At 75.3% G+C, this 12,497-nt stretch carries 12 protein-coding genes; 4 read left to right on the forward strand and 8 right to left on the reverse strand.

The genetic code is table 11. The annotated features are described in order from the left end of the window. Nucleotides 1–8: 8 nt before the first annotated feature. From NL142_RS03680 to NL142_RS03690, 3 genes are all read right to left on the reverse strand, one after another. Complete coding sequence (locus NL142_RS03680; protein ID WP_435081010.1) at nucleotides 9–659, reverse strand: hypothetical protein; 651 nt, start codon at nucleotides 657–659, stop codon at nucleotides 9–11. Between the two features lie 178 nt (nucleotides 660–837). Beyond that, on the reverse strand, nucleotides 838–1,779 hold the full coding sequence (locus tag NL142_RS03685) for a dioxygenase family protein (protein WP_435081011.1): 942 nt from the start codon (nucleotides 1,777–1,779) through the stop codon (nucleotides 838–840). A gap of 156 nt (nucleotides 1,780–1,935) precedes the next feature. Next, entirely contained in the window at nucleotides 1,936–3,165 is a 1,230-nt protein-coding gene (locus tag NL142_RS03690) for an FAD-dependent monooxygenase (RefSeq protein ID WP_194683264.1), read from the reverse strand. Between the two features lie 109 nt (nucleotides 3,166–3,274). Between NL142_RS03690 and NL142_RS03695 the strand changes: the two genes are divergently transcribed. Further along, nucleotides 3,275–3,769: a MarR family winged helix-turn-helix transcriptional regulator gene (locus NL142_RS03695; protein WP_435081012.1), complete on the forward strand. Its 495-nt coding sequence runs from the start codon at nucleotides 3,275–3,277 to the stop codon at nucleotides 3,767–3,769. A gap of 15 nt (nucleotides 3,770–3,784) precedes the next feature. Here NL142_RS03695 and NL142_RS03700 read toward each other — a convergent pair whose 3' ends face one another. Next, entirely contained in the window at nucleotides 3,785–4,582 is a 798-nt protein-coding gene (locus tag NL142_RS03700; RefSeq protein WP_435081013.1) for a glycosyltransferase family 2 protein, read from the reverse strand. Further along, on the reverse strand, nucleotides 4,579–7,188 hold the full coding sequence (locus NL142_RS03705; protein WP_435081014.1) for a PIG-L family deacetylase: 2,610 nt from the start codon (nucleotides 7,186–7,188) through the stop codon (nucleotides 4,579–4,581). The genes NL142_RS03700 and NL142_RS03705 overlap by 4 nt, the downstream gene beginning before the upstream one ends. A 216-nt stretch (nucleotides 7,189–7,404) precedes the next feature. Here NL142_RS03705 and NL142_RS03710 point away from each other — a divergent pair, with 216 nt between their 5' ends. Beyond that, complete coding sequence (locus NL142_RS03710) at nucleotides 7,405–7,623, forward strand: hypothetical protein (protein ID WP_435081015.1); 219 nt, start codon at nucleotides 7,405–7,407, stop codon at nucleotides 7,621–7,623. A gap of 81 nt (nucleotides 7,624–7,704) precedes the next feature. Here the strand turns inward: NL142_RS03710 and NL142_RS03715 are convergent, their stop codons facing one another. Both NL142_RS03715 and purD read right to left on the reverse strand, forming a co-directional pair. Further along, on the reverse strand, nucleotides 7,705–8,625 hold the full coding sequence (locus NL142_RS03715) for a phosphoribosylaminoimidazolesuccinocarboxamide synthase (protein ID WP_435081016.1): 921 nt from the start codon (nucleotides 8,623–8,625) through the stop codon (nucleotides 7,705–7,707). After that, nucleotides 8,622–9,872 (reverse strand): phosphoribosylamine--glycine ligase, encoded by a 1,251-nt coding sequence (gene purD, locus NL142_RS03720; RefSeq protein ID WP_435081017.1) that lies wholly within the window; start codon nucleotides 9,870–9,872, stop codon nucleotides 8,622–8,624. Before purD ends, NL142_RS03715 begins: the two co-directional genes overlap by 4 nt. Before the next feature lie 375 nt (nucleotides 9,873–10,247). Between purD and NL142_RS03725 the strand changes: the two genes are divergently transcribed. Beyond that, nucleotides 10,248–10,628 (forward strand): sterol carrier family protein, encoded by a 381-nt coding sequence (locus tag NL142_RS03725; protein WP_435081018.1) that lies wholly within the window; start codon nucleotides 10,248–10,250, stop codon nucleotides 10,626–10,628. Nucleotides 10,629–10,687: 59 nt separating this feature from the next. Then, nucleotides 10,688–10,996 carry a hypothetical protein gene (locus tag NL142_RS03730; protein WP_086527553.1) on the forward strand — a complete coding sequence of 103 codons (309 nt, stop codon included), beginning with the start codon at nucleotides 10,688–10,690 and terminating at the stop codon, nucleotides 10,994–10,996. A gap of 24 nt (nucleotides 10,997–11,020) precedes the next feature. On the opposite strand, the gene purF is transcribed toward NL142_RS03730, so the two are convergent. Then, nucleotides 11,021–12,481 carry an amidophosphoribosyltransferase gene (gene purF, locus NL142_RS03735; RefSeq protein WP_435081019.1) on the reverse strand — a complete coding sequence of 487 codons (1,461 nt, stop codon included), beginning with the start codon at nucleotides 12,479–12,481 and terminating at the stop codon, nucleotides 11,021–11,023. Between the last annotated feature and the right edge of the window lie 16 nt (nucleotides 12,482–12,497).

Below are 12,497 nucleotides of genomic sequence, written 5' to 3' on the forward strand. Positions count from 1 at the left end.
GGCTCGGATCAGGCGGCGGCGGGCGGACCGCGGCGCGGCATCGACGACAGCGCGACGCCCGTGTCCGGCAGACCCGGGTGCCACGCGGCGGGCACCCGGTGGCGGAGCTCGACGGCAGGTGAGGCGAGGAGCGCCACCGCGTGCAGCACCACGACGAGGGCGGTGCGCGCGAGCGCGACGAGGTCCCAGAAGGCGCGCTCGCCGAAGCGCAGGGCGACGCAGGTGACGGCGGCGGCGAGGACGTGGGCCGCCCACATGCCGGGGCCGTGGTGCATGCCGGCCATCGCTGCGGCGCCTCCCGCGGCGGACTCCGCGGATCCCGCGACCGTCGTGAGGACGTGGCCGCCCATGCCGTGGTGCCCGCCGACCACCCGGGTGCTCGCGGTCGTCGCGGCGCCGACGGAGAAGAGGAGGTGGAACGCCCCCTGGCTGAACGCGACGGCGATCGCGAGGCGCAGGACGGAGATGGTGCGCCCGGCGAGGAACGTGCTGACCGGGAGGGCGAAGGCCGCGGCGATGACCACGCCGACGACGCCCGGAGCTTCGCCGCCACCGGCCATGTGCGACACCGCGGCGACCAGGATCGCGACGCCGGAGGTGACGACGCCCCGCGCCACGCGCACGCCGCGCGTGCCCATCACCTCGGTCCCGCGCTCCATCGCCGTCGAGCCTACGCGGTGCATGCTGCGGGACCGCGGGGACCGGGGTCGACCCGCATCGGGCCGGTGCCGGACGGCGACGTCGATCGTGGGCCGGGTGACGGGGCGGACGAAGCCGATCGGGTCGACGAGGAGCGTCTCGGCGGGGGTGCGCGGGGGCGCGGTGATTGCTCGCGCCCTAGCGGTCGCGGCCCGGCGGTGTGCCGCCGGGGCCGCCCGAGCCACCGCCGGGCGCGGATCCCGCCGTCGGCGTCGTCGCGGTGTCGACGCGCGCCGTCAGCGCGACGCGGTAGCCGGCCGACGCGTCACCCGTCACCTGGCCGAGCTGAAGCGCGCCGCCGTCGTCGCCGAACACGTCGTCGGAGTCGAGCGCGACCTGCGCGAGGTTCGCGCTCGACCCGGCGTACGCGGGGAGCGCGTAGACGGCCGTGCACGCGTCCTCGGGCAGGGCCACCTGCGAGGTCGCGACGGCCTTCGTCGCGTCGGTGATGTCGTCCACGGTCGGGTGGACCTCGAAGTGGATGTGCGGCCAGCGGCCCGTGTAGCAGGCCGGGAACACGGACGTGAAGGACACCGTGCCGTCGTCGCCCGCGACCTGCACGCCGCGCAGGTAGGTCTCCTCGGTGATCCCGTCGGAGTACATCGAGTAGCCGCCCGCGGCGTCGCAGTGCCAGACGTAGACCGCGGCGCCCGCGAACGGCACGTCACCGCCGGCCATGTCGAGGATCGTGAGCGTGAGCGCCATGGGCACGCCCGCCGCGGTGGCGCCGCCGTCGAGGCTCGAGCGGATGTCGCTGCGGACGATGCCGGAGCGCTCCAGGACGTCCGGCCCGTTGGATCCGTCGCCCGGGTACGGCCCCGCGGTCTCGTCGGGGATCTCGCCGGTGGACGCGGCGGCGCTCGCCGTGCCGCCGGATCCCGCGGCCCCGGCCGTGCAGGCGGCGAGCGCGACGGATCCGATGCCGGCCCCGAGGTACGCGAGCACGGCCCGGCGGCTGAGCAGCGTGCGGAGGTCGAAGCCCGCGCCCTGGTCGACCACCTCCTCGTCGGCGCGGGCGAGGAGCCGGCCCTCGTAGGCGGGGCCGTCGGGCGTGCGGTCGGGTTCGGGGATGCGGCTCATGGTCGTCTCATCTCGGTCTCGTCGTGCCCCGGCGGATCGGGACGTGCCCACCGTGCCGGGCGGTCCGATGCGCCGGCCATGGCGATCCGATGAGCCGGCCAAGAGCAGCGCCCGGCCCCGACCGCCCGGAGCCCCGCCCGCCCGGAGCCCCGCCCGTCAGCCGCGCAGCCGCGGGTAGGCGGCGAGCGTCGGCGCATGGCGCGCGCTCGTGAGGAGGAAGCGGTCGCCGAACCCGCGGACGGGCCGGGACGCGGCCACCCGCACGGCGCCACGCAGCACCCGCTGCCCGACAGTCGACGACGGGTGCGTGATCCGTGCCCCGCCCGGCGGCAGCCCCTGCGCGCTGTCGGCGTAGCGGCGGAGCTGCCCCTCGTAGCGCGCGAACGCGGCGGCGAAGGTGTCGGCCGGATCCGCGAGCGCGCGTCCCAGCTCGCCCGCGAGCACGTGGGCGGCGACCAGCGAGAGGGTCGTGCCCATGCCGGTGGGGCCGGATCCCCAGGCCGCGTCGCCGAGGAGCGCGATGCGTCCCTTCGACCATGTGGAGACGATCACCTGCTCCATGCGCTGCGTGTAGAACTCGTCCGGTCGGGCCTGGAAGCCGTCGAGGATCCGCTCGACCTGCCATCCCGTGCCGCGGAAGCGCGCGCGCAGCACGGTCATCTGCGCGTCGAACGGCAGCTGCTCGAAGCCGGACGGCTCCGACTCGAACGACAGGCTCGCGCGGATCGTGCCCTCGTCGTCGGGCCGGATGGTGGCGTTCCGCGCGCCGCGTCCCGTGAGGAAGTCCCAGTAGCCCGTGTCGCCGGGGATCCGGTCGATCGTCCCGTAGGCGATGCTCACGCCGTGGTCGCGGAGCGTGGTCTCCTCCGCGAACGCCAGCCGACGCGTGCGGGAGCTGCGGCCTTCGGCGACGAGCAGGAGGTCGTAGCGCTCGCGGGATCCGCTCGCGAGCTCGACGTCGACCCCGGTCGCGTCCTGCTGCACGCCCGTCACGAAGTCGCCGTAGCGGAGCTCGACGTCGTCCCGCACGAGGTCGACGAGGATCCCCGCGAACCGGCCGCGCAGGATCTCCACCTCCGCCGTCGGCCCGTCCTTCCCCACGGCGCGGGGGAACGTGGCGACGACGCGGCCGTCCTCGTCGACGAAGCGCGTCCCGTCCTCGCCGGTGAGGTTCGCCATGACGGCGTCCTCGATGCCCATGCGCCGGAGGACGTCGCGGCCGAGGCCCCGCACGTCGATGTTCTGCCCGGCCTGGCGTTGCTCGTCCGAGCGCTCGAGCAGGGTCACGTCGAAGCCCTCGCGCGTGAGGCCCCAGGCGAGCGCCGGTCCGGCGATGCTGGCTCCGGTCACGAGTACCCTCGGGCGGTGGTGGGCGGTGTCGGCCATGGATGATCTCCTCGTGTCGTCGAGCTGGTCCGGGATCCCGGGCACGAGTAGACTCTATGGCGTAGATGCTTCACGGTGAAGCAATCCGTTCGACTCGGAGGAACACGACATGTCCCACACCATCGCGGTCCCCGGCGACCGCTCCGAGGTGCTCGAGCAGCTCAGGGACTACACGACCGCGTTCGACGAGTCGGTGCGGCAGCTGGCCGCGGCGGTCGGGCTGCCGACGACGGACACGACGGCGCTCGCCGAGGTGATCTGGGCGGAGACCGCCGGACGGGCGCTCTCCCCGGCGCGCCTGTCGGAAAGGCTCCACCTGACCTCGGGGGCCACGACCGCGCTCATCAACCGGCTCGAGGGCGGCGGGCACATCGGGCGGAGCCGCGAGAGCGCCGACCGGCGCGTGGTCACGCTGCGGCCGACCGCGGCGTCCCGAGCGCGTGTGATGGACGTGCTGCAGGGTGCGCAGGCCGAGGTCGATCGGGCGCTCGACGGGTTCACCGCCGAGCAGCTCCGCACGGCGGCCGCCGTCGTGCGTGCGGTCGCGGAGGGGACGGCGGCGGGGACCCGCGGGATGACGGGCGACGGCGCGGCGCGCAGCTGAGGGGCGACCGCCCGGTCAGCCCGCCGGCACGCAGGGGCTGTCGCAGCCCGCGGCGCGCTGGCGCTCGATCTCCCGCTCGCGTGTCCGCTCCAGCAGCGACACGTGCAGGTATCCCGCGTATCCGCCCGGCGTGCGCCCTTCGCGGCGGCTCGACGTGAGCACCTCGCCGGCGGCGGACGCCGTGATCCGCGCGTCGAGTCCGCGGAGCCGTGTCACGAGGTCGACGTCCTCGTGCTCCGCGACGGCCGGGAACCCGCCGGCCGCGACGTAGGCGTCGGCGCGCACGCCGAGGTTCGCACCGTGCACGTGCCCGTTGGCGTGGCCGGGCACGCGCGTGGCGCGCCAGGCCGCGACCTGCGCGGGGCTGAGCTCGTGGAGCTCCGGGCGGACGGTGCCCACGACCACGTCGGCCCCCGCGTCGGCGAGCTCGAGCTGGCTCGTGATCCACGCGGGCGGCACCGCGGAGTCGGCGTCGGTGCACGCGATCCAGTGCTCGGCGTCGTCGCCGTCCCAGCCCGCGCGGGCGGAGTCGACCCCCTGGGCGCGCGCGGCGCCCACGCGCCCGGCGGCGCTCTCGATCACCTCGACGCCCGCGGCGCGCGCCACCTCCGCGGTGCGATCCCGGCAGTCGTCGGCCACGAGGATCACGCGCACGCGCACCCCGTCCGCACGTGCGCGGGCCGCGGCGACCTCGACGGACGCGAGGCAGCGGCCGACCAGCTCCTCCTCGTCGCGCGCCGGGATGACGACCGTGACCGCGCGGATCCGCGGGGCCGGCTCGACCCCGACCGCCGCGGCCGACCCGCCCGTCACCTCAGCCCCGTGCGCACGGCGACCGAGCGCGGATCCGCCGACAGCACCTCGAGCAGGAAGTCGTCCTCCTCGTGCCGCATCAGCACGTGCAGCCCGGGGACGGCGGCGAGCCGTGCGTGCACCTCGTCGCCCGTGCGCCGGAAGTCGCCCTCCGGGTGCCGCCAGTGGCAGGCGACCAGGGTGCCCGTGGCGCCGAGGGCGCCCGGCAGGGCGGCGAGCACGCGGTCGAAGGCGGCGTCGTCGAGGTAGTAGCCGACCTCGCTCATCACGACGAGGTCGAAGGCGCCGTCCGGCCAGTCGGCGCCCACGTCGCGCACCTCGAGGCGCACGTGCGGGGCGTCGGCGAGGCGCGCGCGGGCCCGCTCGATGGCGGTCGGCGCGACGTCCACGGCCAGCAGCTCGTCGACGCGCTCGGCGAGGCCCACCGTCGTGACGCCGATCGAGCAGCCGATCTCCAGCGCCCGCCCGTACCGCTCGTCGGGCAGGGCCGCGAGGGTCGCGAGGCGCTTGCGGCGCTCGTACCAGCGGGTCGTGACGCGCCAGGGATCCTCGGCCCGGGCGTACGCGGCGTCGAAGCGCTCGGCGGCGGAGGGCGACGCGGCGGTGCCGTCGCCGACGATCAGCACCTCACGGTCGCGGTCGGCGTGCCGGAGGAACCCGGGCTGCAGCACGGCCGCGTCCTCGGGGGCGTCGGAGAGCGGATCCACCTGGCTGGCGTGCGCCCGGATCGCAGCCCGCTTGGACTCCCGCGTGCGCGCGTCGAGCGGCAGGGCGCGCATCGCGGCCCACGGCACGCGCGGGTCGTCGGGCGTCGCCCAGTGCCACATCCACACCGGGTACTCCACCAGCCGGGTCCCGTGCTCGGCGGGCAGCGCGCCCACCAGCTCGGCGACGACCTCGCCCGTGACGCGGTGGTCCCGGTGCCCGTCGCCGCGCCAGGGCGCCGCGACCCAGGTGCCGGGCGCAGCCTCGTCGAGGAGCACCCTGAGGTCGTCGCGCACGGCGTCGCGGCGCTCGCGGATCCCGCCGTCGGGGTGGCCGAGGAGCACGAGTCGGGCGTCGGGCGCGACCGCGTCGAGGGCGGCGCGGGCCTCGTCGCGGCGGACGGCCACGAGCTCGTCCGGCGTGCGCGTGGGGGATCCGGGGTGCGAGGCCGCGCCGTCCGTCACGATCACGAGGGTCACCGGCACGCCGCGCGCGGCCGCGGTCGCCATGAGCCCCGCGGCGCCGATCGACTCGTCGTCGGCGTGCGCGGAGACGACGAGGAGCGCGGCCATCCCGGAGAGGTCGGGCGCGGCGAGCGCGTCCCAGCGCGGATCCGCGTCCCAGGCGCCCGCGTCGGTGCCGGGCTCGCGCGCGTCGAAGGCCACGCCCGCGGCGGGCATCGCGTCGGTCCCGGTACCGGTCGCGGTCGTGGGATGGGTCGTCGCCCGGTCCGCCGCGTCCGCATCCGACGCCCGCCGCCGCACCGCCTCCGCGAGCGCCCCGCCGAGGGACGCGTCGTCGCGCTCGGCGTGGTGCTGCCGCACGTACAGCCCGAGGTCGGCCACGCGCTTGGCGTGATCCGCGTCCTGCGCGAGCGGCGCCGGTCCGAGCGCATGCGCGACATGGGTCAGGGTCTCGTCCACCGCGCGGGCGACGACGGCGCGCACCCGCTTCGCGAGCAGGCGCCCCTCCTCGCCCGAGGCGAGCCCACGGTCGACCAGCCCGGCGGCCTCGGCCAGGGATGCGCGCGCGCCGTCGAGGGCCGCGTCGACCGCGCCCAGGTGCATGAGCAGCAGTCGGTCGGCGCCCTCGCGGGACGCGGCCCGCAGCAGCGTGCGCGCCAGCCCGACCGCGCCGCCGTACCAGCACGCCGCGACCTGGATCCCGCCCCAGTGGAACCCGGGCCGCTCGAGGTACCAGCCGGGCGCGCCCACTCGTCGCGCCGGCACGTCGCGCATGCGCAGCGGCCCGCTCGGCACCTCCACGAGCCCGCGGGCGACCCACGCGCCGGGCACGACCTCGACGCCGTCCTGCCGGAGGTCCACCGCGAAGAGGCCGCGCGAACCGTCGTCGACCGCGGCGGTGATGAGCGCGTGCGTCAGCGAGCCGGCGAGCGAGCACCACGGCTTCGTGCCGGACAGCCGCACCGCGTCCGGCCCGTCGGCGTCCGCCACGGCAGTCAGCGGATCCCCGCCGCCCTCGGCCGCGAACACGCCCCACGTGCGCGCCGCGGCGTCGCCCGCGTACGGGTCGTCGCGCCTCGCGCCGTCGTCGCCCGCGGCGTCCCGCTCCTGATCGAGGATCGCGAGCGCATCCAGGTGCGGCTCCACCGTGCGCGCGATGCCGAGGTCGGCCGCGGCGAGCGTCGCGAGCGCCTCCCAGAGGTCCGCTGTGCCGCCCGCACCCGGCCGCGCGCCGCCGTCGCCGAGCGCGACCGCGAGCGCCAGCGCCCGCTCCGTCGTCCACGCCGGCCCCGGGGGCGTCTCCGCGAGCGCCGCGCGCACGAGCGCGACGGCGGGTCCCTGCCCGTCATCGCCCGGCGGCACCGCGCCGGATGCGAGGCGGACGCGCGCGGGGGCGTCCGCGTCGAGGGGGTGGGCGGGCTGGGGGCCGGATGTCACGGGGTGGGGCGCCGAATCGTCGAGGGATGAGCCGGGCGGGGCCCGGTCGTCCTTCGAACCTACAAGCGTCCGAGGTCGGCTGTCGGCGGGCGGCGCGACACCGCGCACGTGTGGCATCCTGGCCGCCTCGGATCCCCCGGCCACGTGGGTGTGGGACCCTGACGGCAGGGCTGGGGCGCGATCCGCACCGCCCACGCACGACAGAGGGGATCCACCATGGACCAGCACACCGACCCGCACGCCGACGAGCACACGACCGCGGGGCAGGCCGACCAGCCCACGCCCGAGGCGGTCGAGGAGTTCGAGCGCCTCGCCGTCCTGAGGATGGGCGGCCAGGACATCGAGGGAGCCCTCGACGAGCTGCCCGACGCGGACGCCCGCGAGGTGGCGGAGGTCGCCATCGACCGCGTCGTCCGCGGCTACGAGCACCTGTAGCCGGATCCGCACGGGGCCCGCGCACCGCCGACGCGCAGCGCCCGGACACTGCCCGGCCCGAGCCGGCGGGGCCAGCCGCCGCTAGCGCCCGGTGAGCCGCGCGATGAGCTCCCGGTACCGCTCCGCCGTCCGCTCCACGATCTCCTGCGGCAGCACGGGCGGCGTCCCGGTGCGATCCCAGTTCGCCGCGAGCCAGTCGCGCACGATCTGCTTGTCGAAGCTGTCCGTGCGGTTGCCCGTCGCGTACGCCTCCGCGTCCCAGTACCTCGACGAGTCGCTCGTGAGCACCTCGTCCGCGAGCGTGGTGATGCCCGTGCGCGGGTCGATGCCGAACTCGAACTTGGTGTCCGCGAGGATCACGCCGCGCTCCTCCGCGATGGCCGACGCGCGGCGGTAGACCTCGAGCGACAGGTCGCGGAGACGCGCCGCCTCCTCGTGCCCCACGAGCTCCTCGGTGCGCACGAAGGTGATGTTCTCGTCGTGCTCGCCCTGCGGCGCCTTCCACGCGGGCGTGTAGATCGGCTCGGGGAGGCGGTCGCCCTGCGCGAGGCCGGCCGGCAGCGGGATCCCGCACACCGTGCCGTGCTGGCGGTACTCCTCCCAGCCGGATCCCGCGAGGTAGCCACGCACGACGCACTCGATGGGCAGCATCTCGAGCACCCGGCAGAGCATCGCGCGCCCGCGCACCTGCTCCGGGATGCCAATGCGGTCGAGGGTGGCCCCGTCGACGAGGTGGTTGGGCACGTCGAGCCGGTCGAACCACCACAGGCTGAGCTGGGTGAGCAGCTCGCCCTTGCCGGGGATCCCGGGCTCGAGCGCGAAGTCGTATGCGCTCACGCGGTCGGTCGCGACGACCAGCACGTGCGGCTCGCCCTCGAGCGCGCGGTCCTCCGTGTCGTCGATCGCGGGGCTGAACAGCTCGCGGACCTTGCCCGAGTACGCGTGCTCCCAGCCCGGGAGGTCCCAGTCGGCGGCGTGGCCCGCGGGCGTCCCGGCGCTCATCGGATGACCTGCGCGGCGATGTCGGTGCGGTGCTGCGACCCGTCGAGCGACAACCTGCCGACGGCCTCGTAGACGCGCGACCGCGCCTCCACGAACGACGCGCCGGTCGCGACCACGCTGAGCACGCGCCCACCCGTGGCGACGAGCCCCGCCTCCGACTCCGTGGTGGCGGCGTGCGCGATGCTCACGCCCTCGACGCGCTCCGCCTCCTCCACGCCCTCGATGACGCGTCCGGTCAGCGGCGCATCCGGGTAGCCCTCGCTCGCGACCACCACGGTGACCGCGACGTCGTCGGAGAACTCCGGCCGCGCGACACCGCCGAGCTCGCCCGACGCGGCCGCGAGCAGCAGCTCCGAGAGCGGCGTGACGAGTCGCGGCAGCACGACCTGCGTCTCCGGATCCCCGAAGCGCGCGTTGAACTCGATCACCCGGATGCCGTCCGCGGTGAGGATGAGGCCGCAGTAGAGCAGCCCGATGAACGGCGTCTGCTCCTCCGCGAGCTTCCGCACGGTGGGCAGCGCGATGGTGTCGATGACCTCGTCGACGAAGCCGGCCGGCAGCCACGGCAGCGGCGAGTACGCGCCCATGCCGCCCGTGTTCGGTCCGGCGTCGCCGTCGCCCAGGCGCTTGTAGTCCTGCGCGGGGGAGAGGGGGACCACGTCGTGCCCGTCGGAGAGGAGGAAGAGCGACACCTCCTGCCCGGCGAGGAACTCCTCCACGAGCACCGTGCCCTGGCCGAGGTAGTGGCGGGCGTGCTCGAGGGCGAGCGTGCGGTCGGCGGTGACCAGCACGCCCTTCCCGGCCGCGAGGCCGTCGGCCTTGATGACGTAGGGGGCGCCGTACTCGTCGAGCGCGGCCTCGACCTCGTCGACGGTGCCGGCCTGGGCGGCGCGGCCCGTGGGCACGCCCGCCTCCTCCATGATGCGCTTGGCGAAGGTCTTGGATCCCTCGAGCGCGGCGGCGGCGCGGCCCGGCCCGAAGACCGGGATGCCGCGCGTGCGGAGCGCGTCCGCGACCCCGGCGACGAGAGGTGCCTCGGGCCCCACGACGACCAGCTCGAAGCCCTCCGCGAGCGCGTGCTCCGCCACGACGACCGGGTCGTCGATGTCCATCTTCACCACGGGCACGACGCGCGCGATCCCCGCGTTGCCGGGCGCCGCGACGATCTCGTGGCCCGCGTCCTCCCGGAGCAGGGCCGTGACGATGGCGTGCTCGCGCGCACCGGAACCGAGTACCAGGATCTTCACGACCCCACCCTATCGACGCCGACCCCGCCGGCCCGGGCCCCTGGGGGCGCCGACGGCGCGCCGCATCCGCGCCCCGGGAGGTCGGGCGGAGGGCGGGAGGCCGACCCGCCGCGGGTACGGCGCGGGTCGGCTCCCTGCCCTCTCCGGCGTTCTTCGGGTCCGCCGGCGGGCCATCGTCCCTGCCCTCCCGAGGCCGGGGGAGGCCACGGGAGGGAGGACGTCCTGCCGTGCCGAGCGGGTCGTGTCACCGCGGGGCACTTCCATACACGGTAATGGATGTCCCCCAAAGAGCGGACCCGCGGCGACGCCCCATTAGGAGGGGCGCGGCGATGCCGGACGGGCTGCCCGACCCCGCCGCTCTGGCATCCTGGGACGATGGCCAAGGCGCGCATCCACCCCACCGTCGGACAGCCCGCCGTGCGGGCCGCGCTCGCCCAGGGCGCCGACGCCGACCGGGAGACGCGGGCCACCGCGGTCCGCTTCCTTCTGCAGTCGCTCGCGGATCTCGCTCCCGGAGGCACCGTCGAGGTGCGCGTCCCGCCGTTCGGCGCCGTCCAGTGCATCGAGGGCCCCGGTCACACGCGCGGCACGCCCCCGAACGTCATCGAGACCGACCCCGACACGTGGATCGCGCTCGCGACGGGCGGCACGACCTGGGACGCGGGCGTCGAGGCGGGCGCCGTGCGCGCGTCCGGGCTCCGCGCCGACCTCCGCGGCCTCCTCCCCGTGCCGTGGGAGCTCCCGGCCGACCGCTGAGCGCCCGCCGGCGCGTCCGCGGTTCGTCGCGCGTCGGCGGCGCGGGGGATGATGGACGCATGACCGACGCCCGACCCCAGCCCGACGACGAGCGCCGCACCGAGGTCCTCGTGCGGCGGTCCCCCCGCTACTTCCGCTTCATGGGAGTCGGCGCGGTGCTCGGGATCATCGTGGCGATGGTCCTCACGCTCACGTTCCCGCCGAACCCGGAGTTCTCCGAGGCCCAGGTGCTCGCGTTCCTGGCGCTGTTCGCGGTCGTCCTCTTCGGCGGTCTGGCCGCGCTCCTCGCGCTGGCGCTCGACCGCGCGGCCTCGCGCCGGTCCCGCGTCCTCACCGCCGAGCGCGAGCGGGGCGAGCCGGGCGCCTGATCCGGCACCCGACGGCCGCGAGGATCAGCTGAGCTGCGTGCGCTCCAGCCAGGACAGGTACTCCGGCGTCACGTTGCCGGTGATGTACTCGCCCGTGAAGCAGCTCATCTCGAGGTCCTCCACACCGGTGGATCCCTCGAGGATCGCGTCGCGCATGTCCGCGACCTCCTGGTAGATGAGGTGGTCGGCACCGAGCTCCTGCGCGATCTCGGGGATCTTCCGCCCGTGGGCGATGAGCTCCTGCCGCGACGGCATGTTGATCCCGTACACGTGCGGGTAGCGCACCGGCGGCGCGGCCGACGTGAACGTCACCTTGTTGGCGCCGGCCTGGCGCGCCATGGTAACGATCTCGCGGCTCGTCGTCCCGCGGACGATGGAGTCGTCGACGATGAGGATGTTCTTGCCCTGGAACTCCGAGCTCATCGCGTTGAGCTTCTGCCGCACCGACTTCTTGCGCTGCGCCTGCCCCGGCATGATGAACGTCCGGCCGACGTAGCGGTTCTTGTAGAAGCCCTCGCGGTACTCGATGCCGAGCGTCTGCGCGACCTGCATGGCCGACGGCCGGGACGAGTCGGGGATGGGCATGACCACGTCGATGTCGCCCGCGGGGCTGTGCTCCGCGATGGTCGCCGCGAGCCGGTTGCCCATGCGCAGGCGCGCGTCGTAGACGCCGATGCCGGACATGACCGAGTCGGGCCGCGCGAGGTACACGAACTCGAAGGCGCAGGGGATGAGGCGCGGCGCCGGGTGGCACTGGCGCGCGTGCATCTCGCCGTCCATGGTGATGAACACGGCCTCGCCGGGCGCGACGTCGCGCACGATCTCGTAGCCGAGCGACTCCATGACGAGCGACTCGCTCGCCACGACCCACTCCATCCGGCCGCCTTCGAGCTCGCGGCGCCCGAGCGTGAGCGGGCGGATCCCGAACGGGTCGCGGAAGGCGAGCATCCCGTGCCCGGCGATCATCGCGATGGACGCGTACGAGCCCTGCACGCGCTCGTGCACGCGCTCGACGGCGGTGAACACCTGCTCGGGATCCAGCGCCAGTCCCGAGACCTGGGACTGCAGCTCGTGCGCGAGGACGTTGACGAGCAGCTCGGTGTCCGAGCTCGTGTTCGTGTGGCGGCGATCCACGTGGAAGAGCTCCTGCGCCAGCTCCCGCGTGTTGGTGAGGTTGCCGTTGTGCACCAGCACGATGCCGTAGGGCGCGTTCACGTAGAACGGCTGCGCCTCGTCCTCGTCGGCTGCGCTGCCGCGGGTCGCGTACCGCACGTGGCCGAGGCCCATCGTGCCGAGGAGCGACCGCATGTCGCGCGTGCGGAACGCCTCGCGGACCTGGCCGCTGAGCTTCTTCACGTGGAAGGTGTTGCCCTCGGCGGTGGCGATGCCGGTGGAGTCCTGACCGCGGTGCTGCAGGAGCAGGAGGCTGTCGTAGACGAGTTGGTTGACGGGTTCGGACGATACGACGCCGACGATGCCGCACATGCTTCGGCTGACTCCT

The organism is Clavibacter quasicaliforniensis (assembly GCF_051201715.1).
In the GTDB taxonomy this organism is placed as follows: Bacteria; Actinomycetota; Actinomycetes; order Actinomycetales; family Microbacteriaceae; genus Clavibacter; species Clavibacter seminis.